The 19,819-nt window shown below is 41.5% G+C and carries 13 protein-coding genes; 1 reads left to right on the top strand and 12 read right to left on the bottom strand.

From position 1 onward, the window contains the following. The first annotated feature begins 15 nt into the window (after nt 1-15). Nucleotides 16-825, top strand: coding sequence for a posphoenolpyruvate synthetase regulatory kinase/phosphorylase PpsR (gene ppsR / locus AC5FX4_RS18355; protein WP_493607866.1), 810 nt, complete (start codon nt 16-18; stop codon nt 823-825). A 28-nt stretch (nt 826-853) separates the two neighbouring features. Here the strand turns inward: ppsR and AC5FX4_RS18350 are convergent, their stop codons facing one another. The 12 genes from AC5FX4_RS18350 to AC5FX4_RS18295 all read right to left on the bottom strand — a co-directional run. Beyond that, complete coding sequence (locus tag AC5FX4_RS18350; protein WP_493607865.1) at nt 854-2,209, bottom strand: class II 3-deoxy-7-phosphoheptulonate synthase; 1,356 nt, start codon at nt 2,207-2,209, stop codon at nt 854-856. Nucleotides 2,210-3,421: 1,212 nt separating this feature from the next. Continuing rightward, nucleotides 3,422-4,201, bottom strand: coding sequence for an aldolase (locus AC5FX4_RS18345; RefSeq protein WP_493607864.1), 780 nt, complete (start codon nt 4,199-4,201; stop codon nt 3,422-3,424). Nucleotides 4,202-4,217: 16 nt separating this feature from the next. Next, on the bottom strand, nt 4,218-4,931 hold the full coding sequence (locus AC5FX4_RS18340) for an iron-containing redox enzyme family protein (RefSeq protein ID WP_493607863.1): 714 nt from the start codon (nt 4,929-4,931) through the stop codon (nt 4,218-4,220). Nucleotides 4,932-5,071: 140 nt separating this feature from the next. Further along, nucleotides 5,072-7,519 (bottom strand): AMP-binding protein, encoded by a 2,448-nt coding sequence (locus tag AC5FX4_RS18335; protein ID WP_493607862.1) that lies wholly within the window; start codon nt 7,517-7,519, stop codon nt 5,072-5,074. Then, nucleotides 7,516-9,747 carry an aminodeoxychorismate synthase component I gene (gene pabB, locus AC5FX4_RS18330; RefSeq protein ID WP_493607861.1) on the bottom strand — a complete coding sequence of 744 codons (2,232 nt, stop codon included), beginning with the start codon at nt 9,745-9,747 and terminating at the stop codon, nt 7,516-7,518. The genes AC5FX4_RS18335 and pabB overlap by 4 nt, the downstream gene beginning before the upstream one ends. Nucleotides 9,748-9,815: 68 nt before the next feature. Continuing rightward, nucleotides 9,816-12,473: an aminotransferase class III-fold pyridoxal phosphate-dependent enzyme gene (locus AC5FX4_RS18325; protein ID WP_493607860.1), complete on the bottom strand. Its 2,658-nt coding sequence runs from the start codon at nt 12,471-12,473 to the stop codon at nt 9,816-9,818. Nucleotides 12,474-12,596: 123 nt separating this feature from the next. After that, entirely contained in the window at nt 12,597-13,742 is a 1,146-nt protein-coding gene (locus AC5FX4_RS18320) for an acyl-CoA dehydrogenase family protein (RefSeq protein ID WP_493607859.1), read from the bottom strand. A gap of 154 nt (nt 13,743-13,896) precedes the next feature. Beyond that, nucleotides 13,897-14,226, bottom strand: coding sequence for a DMT family transporter (locus AC5FX4_RS18315; protein WP_493607858.1), 330 nt, complete (start codon nt 14,224-14,226; stop codon nt 13,897-13,899). 58 nt (nt 14,227-14,284) lie between these two features. Further along, the gene (locus AC5FX4_RS18310; RefSeq protein ID WP_493607857.1) at nt 14,285-15,661 is read right to left on the bottom strand and encodes a condensation domain-containing protein; all 1,377 of its coding nucleotides are present in this window, start codon (nt 15,659-15,661) and stop codon (nt 14,285-14,287) included. A gap of 39 nt (nt 15,662-15,700) precedes the next feature. Continuing rightward, complete coding sequence (locus AC5FX4_RS18305; RefSeq protein WP_493607856.1) at nt 15,701-17,377, bottom strand: class I adenylate-forming enzyme family protein; 1,677 nt, start codon at nt 17,375-17,377, stop codon at nt 15,701-15,703. 225 nt (nt 17,378-17,602) lie between these two features. Further along, the gene (gene pabC / locus AC5FX4_RS18300; protein WP_493607855.1) at nt 17,603-18,418 is read right to left on the bottom strand and encodes an aminodeoxychorismate lyase; all 816 of its coding nucleotides are present in this window, start codon (nt 18,416-18,418) and stop codon (nt 17,603-17,605) included. Nucleotides 18,419-19,150: 732 nt separating this feature from the next. Continuing rightward, the coding region (locus AC5FX4_RS18295) for an outer membrane lipoprotein-sorting protein (RefSeq protein ID WP_493607854.1) at nt 19,151-19,819 on the bottom strand (669 nt) is incomplete at its 5' end.

Here is a 19,819-nt window from a genome sequence, read left to right as displayed (position 1 = left end):
AGTACAAAGGTAAGCATGAGAACGGCATTTTATATTTCAGATGGCACGGCAATAACATCAGAGGTCTTTGGCCACGCAACGTTGTCGATGTTTCCCGTAGAATTCAATCATCAAACAATCCCGTTTGTTGAAACAACTCAAAAAGCTGAAGAAATCAAAGCATTAATTGATCTAACTGCAGAAAACAGCGGCGATAAACCGTTGGTCTTCTTTACATTTGTGAATCATGAATTGTCCGATATTATTTTGTCTTCACAAGGCATTTGCTACGACTTCTTGGCGCTCGCCAGTAAGGTTGTAAAAAAGGAACTTAATGTTGATCCGGTACCAAAGATTCATCGTACTCACTCAATTCATGAAGCAAGTTATGATTTTCGTATCGAAGCGGTGAATTATGCTTTAGCTAATGATGATGGCGCAAATATTAAAGATTATGAACAAGCCGATATTATTCTTGTCGGCGTCAGTCGCAGTGGTAAAACCCCGACTAGCCTTTATTTGGCGCTACAATATGGGATCAAAGCGGCTAATTACCCCATGACTGAGGACGATTTGGAAAAAGGAAATTATCCAAAATGTCTTATTCCCTACAAGCATAAGTTGTTTGGGCTAACGATAAACCCGGAACGTTTGGCCGCAATACGAGAAGGCAGAATGGCAAATTCTAAATACGCGTCGTTGCGCCAATGTCGTATTGAAGTGCGCGAAGTCGAAATGCTATTTAAGAAACACAGAACGCCTTTTTTGAATACGACAAGTCATTCAGTGGAGGAAATTTCCGCGAAGATAATTTCTGAAACAGGTTTAAAACGCCGTAAGTATTAAAAAAGGCCGCGACTGCGGCCTTATCTATTTATGCTTGTGAGCGTGAATCTTTTAATAGATCCGCTACAAGGAAGCCAAGTTCAAGTACTTGGTCAGCATTTAAACGAGGGTCACACTGAGTGCGGTAGCGCTGAGCTAGGTCTTCATCAGAAAGACCATATGCGCCACCGGTACATTCAGTAACATGTTGGCCAGTCATTTCAAAATGTACACCGCCTGCGTATGAGCCTTCAGCTTTATGCACCGCGAAGAACTGGCTGATTTCACGTAAAATATCATTGAAGCTACGTGTTTTATAACCAGTACTCGCTTTAACTGTATTGCCATGCATCGGATCAGAAGACCAAATAACCTTTCTACCTTCCTCTTGTACCTTACGAACAAGTGCTGGCAGTTTTTCAGGTAATACATCGGCACCCATACGCGTGATTAAGGTTAAACGACCAGGTATGTTGTCTGGGTTTAACGCGTCGATGAGTTCAATCAATTCATCTGGTTTCATGCCTGGACCAACTTTTACACCGATAGGGTTTTTGATACCTCTGAAAAACTCAATGTGTGCATGATCTAGTTGACGCGTACGCTCGCCAATCCATACAAAGTGAGCCGAACAGTCATACCAATCGCCACTCAAGTGGTCTCGGCGTGTTAGCGCTTCTTCGTAACCTAGCAATAACGCCTCATGAGAAGTGTACAGATCGGTTTCTTTTAAACTAGGCGCGACAGCTGAGTTAATGCCACACACTTCCATAAATTCCAGTGCATCTTGGATTTTATCCGCTAATTGCTGATATTTGTCACGCAGTGGATTGGCTGCTACAAAGCTCATATTCCAGCGGTTAACTTTATGGAGATCCGCCAAACCGCCTTGAGAAAATGCTCGTAGCAAGTTTAGTGTTGCGGCGCTATGGTGATACGCAGTCATCAAACGATTTGGATCAGGTATACGTGCTTCTTCAGTGAACTCAAAACTATTGATAATATCGCCACGATATGAAGGTAACGACAATCCATCGATTGTTTCGAAGTCTGATGAGCGTGGCTTTGCGTACTGGCCCGCCATACGAGCAATTTTTACGACTGGACATTTTCCGCCGTATGTCAGTACCACTGCCATTTGTAACAGTGTTTTAAAAGTGTCACGAATGTTTGCCGCATTAAAGTCTGAAAAAGACTCGGCACAATCTCCACCTTGAAGTAAAAATGCTTTACCTTCGCATACATCTGCCAATTGCTTGTATAGACTGCGAGTTTCTTCTGCAAATACAAGTGGTGGCGCGCTATTGAGTTGTTTTTCGACAAGCTTTAGTTCAGCTTGACTCGGGTATTCAGGTTGCTGAACAATCGGGAGTTCTCTCCAACTGTCAGGGTTCCATGGTTTCATTGTTTTTCCTCATTCCAAGTAGTATTACTTCAAGGGCCAAAGTAACGTATAGCGTGTCTTGCATCAAGGAAAATTTACCAATAAATTATCATTAGAACACATCATACGGCTGACTGAACTAAACGTTAACCTCAGCTGTTGTAGAAATGATTGAAGCTTTCATATTGCTTGGCAAGAGCTCATTAGCAAAGAGGCTTTCGCCTCTCGACTGATAAATTGTATACGAAAAATGAAAAGAACACATCGTACGAATAAGCTTATAACAATCACTCAGCAACTGAGTTAAATGAAATATTAGCCTGTCAAGACAACAACAAAAATCTGTGATTTTTATCACATCTAATCAAACAGATTGGCTGTAGTTATTGCATTGAACAATATTTTCGGCGGTATTCGTCATGCTTGTGTTCCATCTCGAACAATTATGTTATTCCGAAAATTCTTATGCCATTATTAGGTGGGCATTAAAGTGTATAAGCGATAAATTATTGAAACGTTTGACTCTGCCTACCTCTTTTCCAAAACGTACATCAATCCAATATTTATATACCTTGTAGGCTTATATAACAAAACGCTATGGCCATAAGCGACATAGTAAAAATTCCGCCAGCTTTGCATAGCGTCTTAGCACACTAAAACAAGCAAACAGACTTCCATATACCTCAAAGTAGTCAATCATAGCCAAGGATGGCGATTGAGAGTCATAAAATCTTTTAAGTATGGAGGCTCGCTTGTTGTTGTCTTTATGAAATATGTTTAACGGTCGAAAGGCCCATTACGAAAAATTGATGCTTGCTCCTTCTTTAAATTTCTCTGTTTGAACTAAGTATTTCGAAAAAAAGAAAGAACTGATAGTATTAGTAAAAGAACACATCATACTGAAATAAAAACTCATCAACCCCTCAGCTTCCGATGAAAATTCTATTAAATCTATTACAATCAGTATGTAAGCAATAACTAACATACTTTGCGACGATAAGTGTCACGAGCTACTACTATTTGTAAGATGTGTTCTTTTTTATGTACTTAAAACTCACCCGTTGAACTCGCCCTATTAAATATACCTGCTAGAACGTAAGCAGATGTCTGCTGATAAGCATGGAAGGGGGAGAAACACTTTAGAAGTGTATAAAAGGCAGTAATTTAACATAACGTAAAAGCTTGTAAATCACTGACTTTTATACTTATTTTTTTAGTGTTTTTAACTCACAGTCAAACCGTAAAGTTGTACTCTCTTTGCGTACGCCTCGCATAGTAAGCAAACCCTGCTTTTGAACGCTTATCCTGAAGGATCCAATCGTGTGCTTCTCTTGCTAACTCCGGGCTAACATCTTTTATTTCACCCGCAGATTCGGCAAGTAGTTGAAGCTTTGCAGCTCGCTCACATTGTATTGCTAGCATACAGGCTTCTTCGATTGTCTGCCCTGCAACCACTAATCCATGATGGCATAACAATGCAGCTCTTTTATCTCCGAGTATGCCAGAAATAATTTCACCTTCTTCGTTACCCACAGGTACGCCAGGCCACTTCGCTAAAAATGCAACATCTTCATACAACATGCATGCATCCATATGAGATATCTTGAGCGGTCGCTCTAACATGGATAGCGCTGAAACATGAGGCGGATGCGTATGGATGATACACCTCACATCAGGTCTTACTTTATAAATCCATGAATGAAAACGATTTGCTGGATTTGGCATGCCATCTCCTTCAATCACTTCCAAGTCCTCATTCACTTTGAGTAAGTTATCAGACGTTATTTCATCAAAGCCATAACCAAATGGCTGAGTAAAATATTCGCCAGGTGATTCGCCACGTGCCGTTATCTGGCCAGCTAGTCCCGAATCATGACCTTGTGCAAACAGAATTCGGCAAGTTAGTGCAACTTTTTGCTTTTCATTCCATTCGCCTTCAGGCAGTTTTTTCGCAATATCTTCACGGCTTTTTGCCATGATAGATTGCTTATCCATACTTAGTGTCGTGCTCATGTTTCCTTCCATACTGTTACGAGAACTCAATACTAGCACTTTCTAGTTTAGCTGTGTGACGAACTTGATTTTCAATGGCATCAAAAAATGCCATGCGCGCATCTATCATTTCCTCACCCGCTTTGATCATATTGTCCAATTGGAACTCATTCATACCCGCAATTTCTAGCATGATATCATTCAAAGTCTCAGCGTGTCCGTCATCACATTCAATGTGTAATAGTAAGAAATGAATTTGTTCATCCGGCACACCGTGATGTCTAAAGCCGGCGACCAAGCTAGAATAGAGGTCTGGCACTATTGCCTCTGCACCAATACATAGTGCACCTAATCCGAATGCTGGGTTTAATTCACGACAATGCTTAAACATACAATCTATAAGTGCTTGAGTTTCATGTGTAATTTTGCTCGAATCAAGTTCGATACCAAAACTATCAAGCATATTTCTATAGATGATGTGATGCGGTGTTGGGCTACCCGGTTCTAAACCTAATTCTTCGAATAAGTTTTCAGCCAATTCCATTACCTGGTCATTTGACGGCAAGTTTGCCATCATCGCACAAAGATAGCGCGTAAAGTATGCACTGTATAAGCCTTGTTGTAACAAAAATGCTTTTAGTTCATCTAGTGAGATTGAGCCTTCTCGACATCTTACCAAAAATGAATGGTTATTTAGTCTTGTTGAAAGCGCGTTAATATTGTTCTCAAGCTTACTTATACTCTGCGTCATTTTCTGTCTCCGTCACTAATTTATTTTTGCTTCTATCCTTCGAAAGAAGAGCGTTATATTAAAAGTTATTACTCACTTACATGAAGTGTTCGGTGGCTAAGCTTCGACTCGTCGACTTAGTCACCGCTGTCTATTCATGATTACATCACTGATTCTGGAACTACGCGCTTTAAGCGGTAGCGCTGCAATTTACCAGTGACCGTTTTTGGTAATGTATTTACATACTGAAATAGATGAGGATATTTCCATCTCTCTAGATTCTGTTTTGCATATTCCTTCAACTCTTTGGTGAGTAGCTCGTGATCTTGTCGGTGGGTTACTACAAATGCTTTCGGCCTAGTCGTTGTCTCATGATCACCCACGGCAACAACCGCAATTTCTGCCACATCCGGGTGACCAAGAAGTACATCTTCAATATCTTGTGGAGATACCCATTGACCTGACACTTTAATCACATCATCTGCACGGCCGATGTAACGAAAATAGCCATCTTTATCACACTTGAACATGTCGTTCGTACAATACCAACCATCTTTAAATCTCGCCTCAGTTTCAGCGGCATTGTTTTCATAACGACTTGGCAATGTAGGGCCTTTTAGCCAAAGTGTGCCAATATCACCGTGCGTACAAATGATGCCACGCTCATTCATGATCTTGGCATCAAAGCCTGGGACTATTTTTCCAGTATCACCAAATGCTCGATTCGTACCAGGAATGTTTGTCAGATATGTACTAAACGCCTCCGTAGAGCCTAAACTATCTAGGATCACGGCATTAAACTTTTTCTGCCACTTACGATTAAGTTCGATCGGCATGCGGTCACCCGCAGATACAAAACAACGCACTGTAATAAAGTCATTTATGCTGAGGTTGTCGTGAGTTAACAAGAACTGATACACCGTTGGTACCGCATAAAAAATGGTCGGTTTGTAAAGCTTGATAGCCTCAACAATGTCATTAATAGATAAGTTATGAGGCGACAATATTGCCGTTGCACTATTGTATAAAGCGTTAAAACAGTTATGTAATCCAAACGCAAAGCTCATTCTTGATACTGAGAAAGTCCGGTCACTACTGTTAATATTCAACACTTGTGCAGCGTAACGTTCAGCAGCGACCACAAAATCTTGATGACGATGCAAAATAAGCTTAGGAATACCCGTTGTGCCCGATGTGAACATGCCTATTGCGTAATCAAATGGTCGCGTTCTTGCCGGGGCCCAATTCATCACTTCTTTTTCGTCGGCTCTTGTGCATATTGGCGCGATTTCCATGATGTTCGCTAGTAATGAAATTAACCCCGTAGGTAAGTGTTCACTTTCACTTGCAAGCTCAAAAAATTCGTCGTCTCCAAATACGATGTCAACGTTCGCTGACTTCAATGCTTGTGCGATAGTTTCAGCTTTTAGCAGAGGATTAATAATAATCGCGGTGCAACCCGAATACATTAGTGACAACACTGCGATGCTGAAATATGCGCTATCGTTAGCAACAATACCTACACGTGTACCAGGTTTGATATCCAAGTTAACGATATTAGACACACAGTTTTGGATTGAATGCTCAAAGTCACCATATTGCATGTCACCCAAAGAGTGGTGAATAGCCACTTTGTCTTGCTTAACTGAAGCTGCGATCTTTAAGAGTTTGTCAGTAAAGTTGAGTGACTCAGTATGCTTTTTTTCATGCGCAAATAATATGGCATCAACCGTTATATCGTCTTTCCATGTTTTTGCATCGAGTACTTGTGCTTCAATCGTTGTTAAAAATGAACGCGCTAACGTGTCATCTTTGCCTTTACCATCCAATGTTGATAAAGCTAACTCTTCACGTTCTATAAACTCGATAAGATCAACATCCTGATCGGCTCGTGAATTTACAAATGCCAGATCAAGACCAAGCGCTTTAGCGAGCGCTGTTACAAGGTCTTTAACGAGTACCTTGAGGCTTGGCGTTGTAGACTCTAAAGATGTTTTTTCGCCGGTAATGTTAGCCAAATAACTTTCAAAAGGCATAAACTCTAACGACAGATTCTCTGGAATATGCACTTTAACCGTACGACCTTTCATTTCGCATGAGTAGTCTAACAGGCTAAAAATAAAACGATTTAGTGGTGTATCTAGTTCATCTTGATAATGCCCAACTGGACCTAACACGTTATCTATTTTAATTTCTTGCACGACGCGACTGTCGGCATCACCCGGTAAATATTTAAGTACCCTTGCATAGTACTCTTTATTCTCGGCAGGTTTGATTTGCGTTTCAACTTCCCAGTGCACAGTTTCGTGATGGTAAATCCCGAGCGTTGTCAGTCGTTGCTCGATTTCCACCAAGGCTTCATTTACGCCCGCATTGCTGTCATGATTGTAAACTGTTAGCTTTTCAAGCTCTGCTGTACTCAGCAACACATTATTCTTGGTGGCAATTTCATTTAGACTTTTAAACACAACATTTTTGCACGCCACTTCATCCGAATTTTGTCGAATGATGACAGAAATACGTTCGCTTGTTTTGTCTGTCGCTAAGGTTAAAATCAAGCGAGCCATCGCATAATTTAACTCACCAAATACTATATGATGTTTGTTCACGCTTCTAACCCTTCTTCCTCTGTACAAAGTTGCGCTTCTTCACTTTGCGTATTAATTCCTTTTGATGCTGCATCGACCTGATCATTGGACGTAACACCTATCACTTGATAACGATTTTCGTCACCCGTCGCATATTTTGTTATGGCCCTCATCAAGGCACGACCTTTGATCAAGATCTCTTCAAACTCTTCCTCTGGATCAGATAGCCAAGTGATCGCACCACCAACACCAATCTCTAACCCATGTTCGCTCGCTACCAATGTTCTAATCGCGACATTCAATTCAGACGCGCCATTTAAAGACATGTAACCAATTGAACCCGAGTAGATCCCACGAGCAGATGATTCTAGATGATCGATTATTTCAAGCGTTCTCGTCTTAGGAGCGCCGGTCATTGACCCTGGAGGGAAAGCAGCACCGAACAAGCTTGCCAGCGTTTCTTGATCCTTCAATCGGCCCCGTACGGTTGAGACTAATTGATGCACAGACGCGTAGGTCTCAATTTGCATTGGCTTTGGAACCCAAACTGAACCGGCCTCACACACTCGGTTTAAGTCATTTCTCAGTAAGTCAACAATCATCAAATTCTCAGCGTGGTCTTTCTCGCTTTCAGCCAAATCTTTGATAAGTGCAGCATCTTCTTGCTCTGTTGCGCCACGCTTTCTAGTGCCTTTGATGGGTTTTGCTTCAACGACTGAATTTCTGCCGACGCTGACAAACTTTTCAGGCGATGAACACAACACTGAAAACTCAGGGCAGTGTAAATAAGCCGAGCGTGGCGCTGGGTTAACTTGTCTTAGCACATTGTAAAGCGCAAATGGCTCGACGTTCAGGTTTGAACGTATACGATTCGTTAAACATATTTCATAGCTTTCACCCTGTAAGATGTATTCCTTACAATGCGCTATTTTTTCAATATATTCTTTGTCGCCATCTTCTAACACAAATTCGATATTCTGCTGAGATTGAGTATATTTTTCCAACAAGTTACTTGTACTCGTCGATGCATTAACTCCCTCTTTTTCAACAGTTTTAATTTTGGCGCATGCCAACTCTATCCAGGCTTGAGCCTCGCTTTGGGCGCTACCATTACGTGCATCTTTTTCAATTGCGACGACATAAACAAGCCCAGTTTTATGGTCAAAAGCTATAAAGCGGTCTGCAAAAATACCCGATGCATCTGGCTGTTTTGAGCTGTATTTATTGTCTACCGATTCTGTTTCAACCTTCAGTTCATAGCCTTGGAAACCAACCAAACCACCACAAAAATCAAATGGTAAATCTTCAGCACCCACAATTGTTGCAGCCAAAGTTTCATTTACAAACTCTTGATAAGGCTTGTTAAATTCTGTTTTTTTACCATGAGTATCTAAAGTAATGTTCTTAGTTTCAACGTCATAGGCAAACCAAAACGACTCAACGCCACCAGCATCACCCATAAATGAAAAGCGTGCTTCGGCATTATTTATCGAACTAGAGTCTAACCAGAAACTGTACTTTGATTTCTCGTAAAACGTTTTGAATATATCAACCGTTTTCACATCCACATCGAGTATTTCGAAATGACAATGCCACTGTGTTTTGTGTAGTTGTCCTTCATTTCCTTGCATTTGAGGCACTTTCTCAGCAAGTAGCGCTGGCTTTTTGCTCTGCGCATAGTGTTTGTCGACCAAGTTCTTGAAGTTTTCTACTATCTGGCGACCACAATTGGTGTACACAGATTCAGGGTGGAACTGCACACCCCACATAGGCCGAGTTCGATGCTCTACACCCATGATCATGCCATCTTCCGTAAATGCCGTTGCAATCAACTCCTCTGGCAAAGGTTGATATGCAATCAAGGAATGATAGCGAACAATTTCCAATGGATTTGGCAAATTCGCAAAAACACCACTACCACCATGTACTATGTCACTTGCTCTGCCATGATACGGTACACCTGAGATCTCAACTTCACCGCCCATACAAGCCACAATTGATTGATGACCTAAGCAAATGCCTAACAAAGGTTTATCTGTTGTTTTTATTATATTTTGGCAAATGCCGATGTCGCTTTCTCTATATGGAGTACCCGGACCCGGCGAGATGACGATGGCATCAAATTCTTCAACATTAACCGTTTCATCGTTATTTTTTACAACCACTGGCAGCACACCAAACACTTCGCTAATGTACTGATACAGGTTAAACGTAAAACTATCGTAGTTATCTACAATTAAAATTTTCACAGTCTTTCCTTAAACCTAAACACAACCTGAGAAAGGAAGGTTATTTAAAAAATGGGATAAGGCGCTTGTTATACAAGCGCTTCAGCTTTGTCCTCGTGCTCCGCCGATTCAATCGTATCAACGTAGTCATTACCAGATGGGGTGGACGAGTAACCTAATGGCTTAAAACCTTGGTTTCTTGCCACATCCAGTACATAACGTGCTTGTGAATAGGCAATAGATTTGCCTTTACTAAACTGCCCTTCACACCCTTCCATTGCCAAAGCAACCGTTTCTGACAAACACGCTAAGTTAATGCCCGGTGGTAAACCAACCATATTGATATCGCCATAGCGTACCGCATCCGGTTGAATGACTAAGCCACCTTCAAGCACTTCCGCTTTTTGCCCAGGGGTCACAATGAAGTCGAACGGACGGGCTGTATCTACAGCTATCGCGCCTTCTTTGAGAAATTCAGTACTCAAGAAAGCTTTACCTTCACTGGTTGCCGACACAACAAAATCAGATTGCTCTAGAGTTGACTGATAGCTATCGCTCGTTCTTAGTCCCATAGAAAGGATTAAGTCATCAGCCAAAAGCGCTTCTGTTACTTGTGTAACCGCCTCTTCTGGCGCTTCGTTTAACGCGCCAATGTAGCTTGCTAATTCAGGCTTCGACGCATTTATATATTCTTGAATATTGTCGATAACAGAGCCCGGCTGCGCATTTTGTTCTGCACTAAACGCCAACTTACATAAAATAGGCACCAATTCGACCAGTAAACGCCTTTCTGTGCCTGGGCGGCCCATCAAGATGATGTTGTCACACCAATGAGACAATTCACTGACCATCAATTTACCAACAGCACCGCGTGCACCGATGATACTGATAGTTGACCCAATTAAGTTATGGTTTGCCGCTTCAATAACTGTTTCTGTGGTTGCCAATGCAGTGAGACTGTTGCCTGTGGTAAACGATAATCCATCGATATCTTCAAGATTTTGTTCACCGCCGCGTGTAATAACAGAGGTATATGCACCTAAGCCAAAGAATTCCACTCCTTCGCGTCTTGCAACAGCAATAAAGTCTTTCATCAAGTTTACTTTTTCAGCTGCTGGCAAGTTCATCATATCGCGCGCTTGGATCGGACTCATTAGCATCAAGCCATCGGCATAAGTGTGTTCATCAGAGACTGTAAATTCGAGCGCAATTTCTGGTGCATAATCTACCGCCCCTACTTCCATGATCAGCTCACACAGCTCACGGATCTCTTCTTCACTGTAGTTGCTGTGCACACTCTTCGGCATCATGCGTATACAATCTTCCACTACGGTAAAATGCATAAAGAAAGCAAATTTCTTACCACGTTTTTTGCCTGTCCCAGCGTAATGAGTGGGTGCCGTTTGGCCCGCTCTTGCAGCAGGATAATACTGGTCAACACTTGGTAAGTCCGATAATGGTTTACCAACGAGTCCTGCCAGTAGAATGTCGTAACGACCATTTTTCACGATATCACATACGTTCTGCACCGCCATGAAGAAGTCTTTAATATCTTGTTCGCTGGTATTCAATGGTGGTTCAAATCGGATCGAGCACTTGTCAGATAATAACGGCATGACCATCATATTATGTTCGTTTAACAAGTAACTACAGAACAACCAAGCCAGTGAGCCGCTATTTTGCATGTAAGTAACAAAGTAGTTGGTATCACCTTGCGTGTCCTTAAACTGCAACGCTCTCATTAAACCAGCACCACGGCAATTAAAGATACCGGGATATTGTTTCGCTAAGCGGTCACACTCTTCATCCACTAAGTTTGAGATTTTTCTTACATGTGCGAGTGCCGCACCATTATCTTTTTGCAATTCTTGGATGACCGCTCTACCCACCGCCGTCGCTAACCCATTGTTGGCGAACGTCGAGCTATGTTTTCTATCGAACTCAGGCGTTGAAACCCAGTTCGAATACAGTGCAGCCCCTGTTGGGATCAAACCACCGCTTAAAGACTTTGCAAGTAATAGAATATCTGGCGTGATCCCCAAATCCATTGCCGCACACATATTGCCGGTACGGCCAAGGCCAGTTTGCACTTCATCAAAAATGAGCGCCGTACGTGTTTTTGAACACAATTCTCTTGCACGTTCAAGCCAGAGTGGATCGGCAACATTCATACCGCCTTCACCTTGAATTGGCTCAACAATAAACGCGGCATATTCTTGTGTTTCAAGTTCACGCTCTAGTGCTTCAAAGTCATTTAATGTCACTTTGAAGAATGAATCATCTGAATTGCGTAAGTGATCAATATTATGACGACGCGAGTTGGTCGCTAATAAAGCCGAATAGGTTTTACCATGGAATGAACGGTCTACAGATAGAATTTTCTTTCTGCCCGTTTTAATACGCGCTATTTTAAAGCCAACTTCCACGGTTTCAGCACCACTGTTGGCAAATGTTACGTGCTTCGCCCAACCACCAAGTGCATCAACAAGCTCTTGAGCAAATACCTCGGTTTCTTCCTGAAAGATAGGTTGAGTGAACACAGGAGATTTATTCTGCAAATGTTCAGCAACCGCTTTTACGCAAAAATCTGGGTTGTGACCAAAAGGCAATGCGCCGTATTGTGACAAGTAATCACGTACCACTCGACCATCTTTGGTGTAGACCTTATTGTCTTCACACTTGGCGATAGGTATATCCAGTTCAAGTTTGCCCGTTAAAAATTTTCGATAACTGTTAATTAGTGACACTTCTTTTTCCCTTTGCCTATATTAAAATTAAAACGACGATTTGGCATGTGCACTGACGCATATAAGCATGCCTGCTCACCTTCAAACGAGTAACGTAAAGTTACTGAACATCCACACAGTCACTTATAAGTGACTGTGGCATAGAGTGTGGCGAATGAAATCAATACGCTCACCTCGAGATAACGGGTGGAAGTTCAAACAATTGGCTACTTGAAGAAGATATCGAACGTCTTCATTGCCTAAATACTTCATGCCACCTAAGCTCATCACCGCTAGTTGATTCGCGCGTTCAATACACTGCGACACCATGGTGCGTACAGCCAATGAGGAAGCAACCAAGGCTTCACTTGGCATTTGCGTATCAATTTGTGCGGCCATGCCTTCCAGTGCAAGCGCTGCGGTTTCAAGTTCGATTGCAATTTGGCTGACATCTGTTGAATTAGCGGGGTTGGCTTCAAAGCACAGTGCAGCTAAGCGTGATGCTGCACCAAGATAAGACGCAGCAACAATCACTTGGAAGCTACTCAAACCGACCAATTCTGTGACTTCAATTGCTTGCTGTGTTTTCTCAGGTTCCGCACCTGTTTCCATCAAGGCTACGTTTTCTTTACTCACCTCTAGACCTCTAAAGGCAAGTTCATTACTGCTTGTAGCAGTCAAGATTGAAGCCGGCCAAAACGGTATTTTTTCGATGTTCTGCGCGTGCATGTTATCAACGATGAGTAACCCTCTTGATTCAGGCTCTTGACCGTTTGGATTTGCGATACCGACTAATGCAAGGTCCGCTAAATCAGTCATAGTGCAAGGCTTTTTACTACCCGTGATCACAAACTTGTCGCCGCTTTCATTTGGCGTACAAGTCACTGACGAACTTAAAATGTTTGCCCCTGGACGCGCTTCTGCAAAGCCAGAGCAAAATACCAAGCGGTCATTTGCTACATTACTTAATGTCTGCTCTGTCACCGCAAGTGACGTATCCATCGCTTTGTTTAATGCATAAGTCGTGTGGTTATGCATTGTCATCATGATTGCAAGCGATGGGCTTAAACTACCAACATAACGATGGACGCGCACTGCGGATACTAAGTCAGCCCCAGAACCACCTAGGTTTTTATCAATCATCAAACCTGGGTTCGCACAGTTTTTGAAAATTTGATATAGCTCACGGCCATCGCTTGCTTCAAACTCAGCCATTGATTTTTGTTCTAACGCGGCGGCTAGCTCTGGAATCAGTTGATCAGCAACTGCTTTTTCCCTATTTAAAAACATAATTTATCCTTACCCATAAGTGTTAATTGACCCTGTTTTGGCTAATTCATGACACAAAAAGCCCCTAGGGTTTTTCAGTAAAACCAGTTTTCTTTTTAAATTGCATACCGAAAGAACATTCGGTATGCGTATTTGTTTTGTGTATTGCCTGAGCTTAGTGAGCGGCTGTTTTTGAGAAGAAATGGATAACCATAACTCCAATGATGATCATTAACAGGCCAAGCAAGGCTGGCAGATCAGGGATCTCCTTAAAGAACACAGCACCGATAATGGTGATCAATACGATACCAAGGCCTGCCCAAACACCATAAGCAACACCAACTTGAATAGAAGAAAGTGCAACCGAAAGGAAGTAAAACGCTGCGCCATAGCCAAGCACTACCACAATTGAGGGACCAAGCTTGGTAAACTCTTCAGACATTTTTAATGCAGAAGTTCCAATTACTTCTGACAGAATTGCTAGACCTAGAAATAAGTACGGCATAAGTTTTTTCCTATATTAAGTTTATAATGTGTAAATAAATCTATGTGTGCTGTGCGTATTAAACAGCGTCCGCCACCTTGGCTTCTTTTGCAGGTGCAGGGACCGTTTTTGGCGGCTCCACTACGCTACAGATCTCGTTCAAGATTTTAGTAAACGGCTCTACAACGACGTCTTTCATAGACTGTGTAAAGCAACGAGAATCGTACACCAACGTCAATTTCAAGCGGTTTCTAAACGTGCAAAAGAAAAATCCGAGTCTGAGTGGACCACCCACGTTTGGAAAGCTAAAGAAGTCAGTGACTTCTGAGTTGCCAAAATCATATGAATCGAAATTGAAAACGCCCAAGTTTGAGATCAGCATGTTGCTTCTAAGTTTGTCGTCTAACACTGACGTCACATATTTCGTACGCAAGAAAGGCGGTAACATCAAAAAAGCGCCAACCCAGAGTTTTTGCTGATACCAGTCTTCAAAGATCTTTCCATCTTTAAGACCCGTTATATAGTCGGTAACATCTCTGATGATCTCGGTTTCAGGCTTGTTGGTGTCAAAGTCTTTAAAGTGGTTGATACTAAACGCATCGTAAGACATAGATACCGAGGCTTCGTCCGAAAATTGACGCATGGTTAGCACGTCTAGCAACTGAAAACCTAAGCGCTCAGTGTCATTATTAAACTTATGCTGATATTTGATCATGCCTAATACAAACAACACATGAACCGACGTGTTGTAATGCTTAGCCGCCTTTTTCAGCTTATCTAGCATGTCATCCGGCAAAGCATCCGAGTATATCGAACGAGTCGCCTCTTCCCTCGGATTCGGTAAGTTCAACCCCGTTACCTTAAACCCAGGTTTAGATAGAAAGGCTTTAATGCCGCGACAGAATATTTTCACCCGTTCGCTAAACGGTAATTTATTTAGATAAACACGACCGACATCGCGACGATTAACGACATACTCGCTTCTATCTATCGGCTGTGAGTGCGTTAAAGCCGTATAGATTTTGGCAATATCCTTAAACAGGTTATAACCCGATTGAGCATCAGCTGACGCATGATGAGATACACTTTGTAAGTAGTATTTATCACCACCTGTGTAAATCAGATAAAAGCGCACTAATCGTTCCGCAGTAAAGTCTGCTTTGCGACACCACGTATGCTCAGCAATTTTATCTTTAATTTCTAGTTCCGAAAGGTGACTATAATCACAGCGTTCAATAGATATAGGTGTGCCTTCTGGAAGCGCCACCCAATCAAATCCAAACAACCTCGGTTTTATACAACACTTCAGAATGGGTTGTTTATCAATGGCAATCGCAATCGCTTCTTTTAAACGTGCAAAATCGATGTCGCCAGTTATCTGAATTATTTCTGCTGAGTGGGAATTCATTAACTTCCCCCAAAGCAAATAGTTTATGTTTAGATGAGTGAGTTTCATTTTATTACCTTACTCTAATTGTGAGCGAGAAATGCGTCATCAAACCACGCTGATCTCTTTAATTCCTTGGTCTTTATTCTTATCAAAGTGCTCACTGACATGACTCTTTAAGCTTCTTTTTAGTACTTTACCGGTTAAGCCACGGGGGAACTCATTCAAGGTAAATACAAAGTGTTTGATTTCCTTTGCCAAATCAAACTGCTTAATAGCCGATACAATAGAGTCGTACTCGTCTTCTTTTACATCTGAATGGATCACACACGCCACACTTGGGTTGTCATCACCATTGAGGTGCAGACCCAGCACACACGCATTTAAAACACCCGCTGCTTTTATTACTTGTTCTTCCATGGCAAGCGTTGAGATTGGCCCACTATTGGTTTCAATTAGGTTTACACCTCTATCCATGTGATAAAAGCGGCCACGACGGTCTTTGTAAACAATGTCTCCCGTCCACCACCAATCATTGTGGAACACACCCAACTCTTTCTCGCTATTGTTCCAATAGCCTTTAAACATAGTTGGGCCGCTTACCACCAGTCGCCCAGGCTGATTCACAGGCACCTCATTCCCATACTCATCGACAACATTGACTTTTAAGCTATTGTTGACTGGGCGACCTAGGTAGCGGCCAAAACGGTTACTATATGACGAAATACTTCTCATCAGTGCCGGTACGCCCGTTTCTGATGAACCAAGTAAGTCAATAAATAAAGATTTCATGACGACTTTGCCGAAGACACGTAACAATGCACCTTTTTGTACAAATGCACGTTGGTGAACTTCATAACTAACATCAGCAACAGACACCCACATTTTGATCGTATCTAGCCTGTAATTATCCAACCCCTCGTTGTACATTTTTGCGTAGTTGCCGGCAAAAGCGATGAAATTGTTAGTTTTGTACTTATCAATATTCTCGAGGATAAATTTTGCAGAGTAATCTTTGACTATCCACCGAGTGGTATCACACGACACTAAAGTCACTAAAAACGCACAATGTGAAATCCAGTGGTTACAAGGCATAACAAGCATTGCTTGCTCATCTTTAGAGGTAAAAATGGCTTTTGAGTTTGACAGTAAAACAGCCACTAAAGTCGAATCTGTGTGCGTAACAGGCTTAGGAATACCGGTCGTGCCTGATGTGTGTGGAATAAGAACAACATCGTCAGGGCTTAGCTTAATGCCATCGAACTCATCGGATTGTTCTTGCGCCGCATCTTCAACGTAGCAACCGCGTTCATCTAGATTTTTGTCATCTAAACTAATGTAATGCTCTACTTGCTGTGTTGGATAGCTGTCACCCCATATGCAAGACTCAGTAACGAGAATATTCACACCAGTTTGCGTTAAATATTCGTCTAGCTCCGTCTTATCAAAGCCACCATTCATTGGCACTGCAATGCCACCAGCTCGCGCAATGGCCAAGAACCATATGTGGTATTCCATGCTGTTATCCAGCAAAATACCCACCCTATCATAGCGGTTTATACGGTATTTGTTTTTTAAGATGTTGCTATAGATATTGGCTCTTTTTCTTAAATATTGTGCCGATAGCCCTTTACTGTTGTCAGTAGAGGTTTCCGACATTTGAAAAAATATACTCTTGTCGCCGTGTAGTTCACTCGCTACATCAATTAGATTAGAGACACTAAGTCTTTCCCCTTTTTGTGCAAGCATCCTTTTTATCGATGATAAATTGCCATGATAAGACATTTTCGCTCCAAAATATCAACAATGATTGTTTGTGGTTAATTACAGTTAATATCACTAGAGGATGCATTTGACAGGTAGATAAGTTAGGTAAGCGAGAGTTGCTTTTCCCTAATCCTTGCAAATACCTATTCCTTTATGTACTCATCTTCTAGTAAAAAATATGATCCATTTAATCTTTTACTTCGTATTTCACAAATACATGAAATACGCACCAAACTTGGCTTGTTAGTTACAATCGTGGAGATTTTGGCTAACAATTTCTTTTATTAATGGGCTAACGGTGAACACCTTATCGCCGATTTGTGACAAAGGCATTATGCCTAGTAGTGAGTTACAAATAACGACAGAATCAGCACCAAGTAGCTCATCTTTAGTGATGTTCTTAACACAAACAGGGTTTTTAGCCGCTTCTTGCGTTTCAATTAACTTACGTCTTACCACACCACTGACGCCCGATTTATCGAGACTGGGTGTATAAAGCACACCATCCTTTTCAATAAACAAGTTAGACATCGTCCCTTCAATAACAAAGCCATCGCAATCCAACACAATGCCTTCTTTTATCTGTGGGTCATGCCACTCAGCTCTTGCGATAACTTGCTCTAAGCGATTTAAATGCTTTAACCCCGCCAAATTATGATTGTGTGACAACTGGGTTTCGCAAAAAATGGCTTTCACCCCATCAATATAGTCTCGTTCATTAGCGACATACTCTGGGCCTGACATGACGATAACGGTTGGTTTTTCGTTACCGCTAAATGCATAGCCTCTGGTGCCAATACCCCGAGTGACGATGATTTTTAAGACTAAATTGGGGCCCGTATTTTCTATTGTTTCGACCACATCCGCTTGCAAGCGATTGAGATCAGGCAACACAATCTTCAGCCTATTACAGCTATGGATGAGTCTATCCATATGCATAGCCCAGAGCTTTGGCGTGCCATCGCTGACCTTGATAGTTTCGAAAACTCCGTCTCCATAAAAAAGGCCTCGATCTTTAACACTGATCTCGTCTTTTTGTTGTCCATTTACAATAATCACAATCTGCTCTACTTAGTTATTTTTATAAATGCTCGTCATGGTAAAAAAGTAACTAAAATGTAATGCGTTCTTCGCATTTATGAAATGGTTAGCACTTTCTTTACCACAACACCTTGAGTCGTTATTTGAATCTACAAGATAGTGTTACGACTTTAAAATCCAACAACTGCAAGGAATTGTATTTTACATACAGTAACTTAATGCGTTTCTGCTTTCTTTTTGTTCTAGGCGGACCATACTAGCTAATAAAATAAATAAGTCAACAGACGAAGGAACAAAAACTTAACAATTCACTTACTTTTAATATTTGTAACTATTCAAGTTAGACATCCTTGGCGCGAACTTTTTTATGCACTCAAACTTGAATGTTCTCAAATGTAAGACGTACTTTACTACACTCTCAATCTATCTAAAATCCCCGTTTTATAGACATTAGTATAATAGCTCCTATGAGCTAAACTGGTTTGTCTCACATGTGAGACAAAAGTCTATAGTAGAAGATTCATTTATCACTTTACTTGTCTCATGCATGAGACAAACATGAATCTCAAATGAGTTGACAAAAAACAGTGCATAAGCAAAGTGGTTTGCCTCATATGAGAGACAAGCTTGCTGTACGATTTATGCACATATTAATGAATAGGTATGTTAACCAGAAATTGCGGTGGCTAGGATTTTGTAGCAATAAAAAAGCGCCCAAGTTTAGGCGCTTTAGCTGGTTAGAAAAGTGAATTATCGCACACGCTTCAAGGTATTTTGACTGAAGTCTTGTTCATCCAGTCCTGTTCTAAAGCGGTAATTGGCCATCAATAATACGGTACTTTTGCCGTTAAGATGGTTCGTCATTTCTAGTCGATCTGGACGCCAGAATTTGCCCTGATATTGTTTGTAATCACTTGCTATCAGTGTTTTTAGCAAACTGTCTTTACGGTCGTAGTACTCAGTTTTAATCGGTTGATACATATCTTTATCTAGCCATACGACTTGACGCGGGTAGCCTGAGTACTTATCGACTGGATAGTACTCTAAAACAAAGCAAGCACGACCATCTACTGTTTCGTCACGTAAATACTTGTACTTGTATTTCTCCACTTCAAACGGAGACATATCTTCGTACGAAAACTCACTGCCCATGAATGGCCCTGATTTATTACGTGACGAAATGCGTTTAATGCGTTTTAACGCAGGTAAATATAACCACTGGTCATCCGGTTCAATTGGGTGAGAAAAGTTCAAAAATGCCGTGCCTTTTACATCCAGTGGTTCATCAAAAATGATCAGGCTTTTATCACCCTCATCTTTTACCTCTAAATTTTTACTGCGAATTGCACGGCGACTTTCTTGACCATGCTTATTACGCAAAATCATTTCTACTTCTGATTGAGAGTCGCCCCAGCCACT

The organism is Pseudoalteromonas sp. ATL1, from assembly GCF_058933015.1.
Note: the sequence above shows the minus strand (reverse complement) of the source record. Positions and strands in the feature narration are given on the sequence as shown.

Bases quoted from the DNA above. Each gene is read 5' to 3' on its own strand.
- ppsR (WP_493607866.1), top strand. From the start codon at position 16: ATGAGAACGGCATTTTATATTTCAGATGGCACGGCAATAACATCAGAG.
- AC5FX4_RS18350 (WP_493607865.1), bottom strand. From the start codon at position 2,209: ATGAAACCATGGAACCCTGACAGTTGGAGAGAACTCCCGATTGTTCAG.
- AC5FX4_RS18345 (WP_493607864.1), bottom strand. From the start codon at position 4,201: ATGAGCACGACACTAAGTATGGATAAGCAATCTATCATGGCAAAAAGC.
- AC5FX4_RS18340 (WP_493607863.1), bottom strand. From the start codon at position 4,931: ATGACGCAGAGTATAAGTAAGCTTGAGAACAATATTAACGCGCTTTCA.
- AC5FX4_RS18320 (WP_493607859.1), bottom strand. From the start codon at position 13,742: ATGTTTTTAAATAGGGAAAAAGCAGTTGCTGATCAACTGATTCCAGAG.
- AC5FX4_RS18315 (WP_493607858.1), bottom strand. From the start codon at position 14,226: ATGCCGTACTTATTTCTAGGTCTAGCAATTCTGTCAGAAGTAATTGGA.
- AC5FX4_RS18310 (WP_493607857.1), bottom strand. From the start codon at position 15,661: ATGAAACTCACTCATCTAAACATAAACTATTTGCTTTGGGGGAAGTTA.
- AC5FX4_RS18305 (WP_493607856.1), bottom strand. From the start codon at position 17,377: ATGTCTTATCATGGCAATTTATCATCGATAAAAAGGATGCTTGCACAA.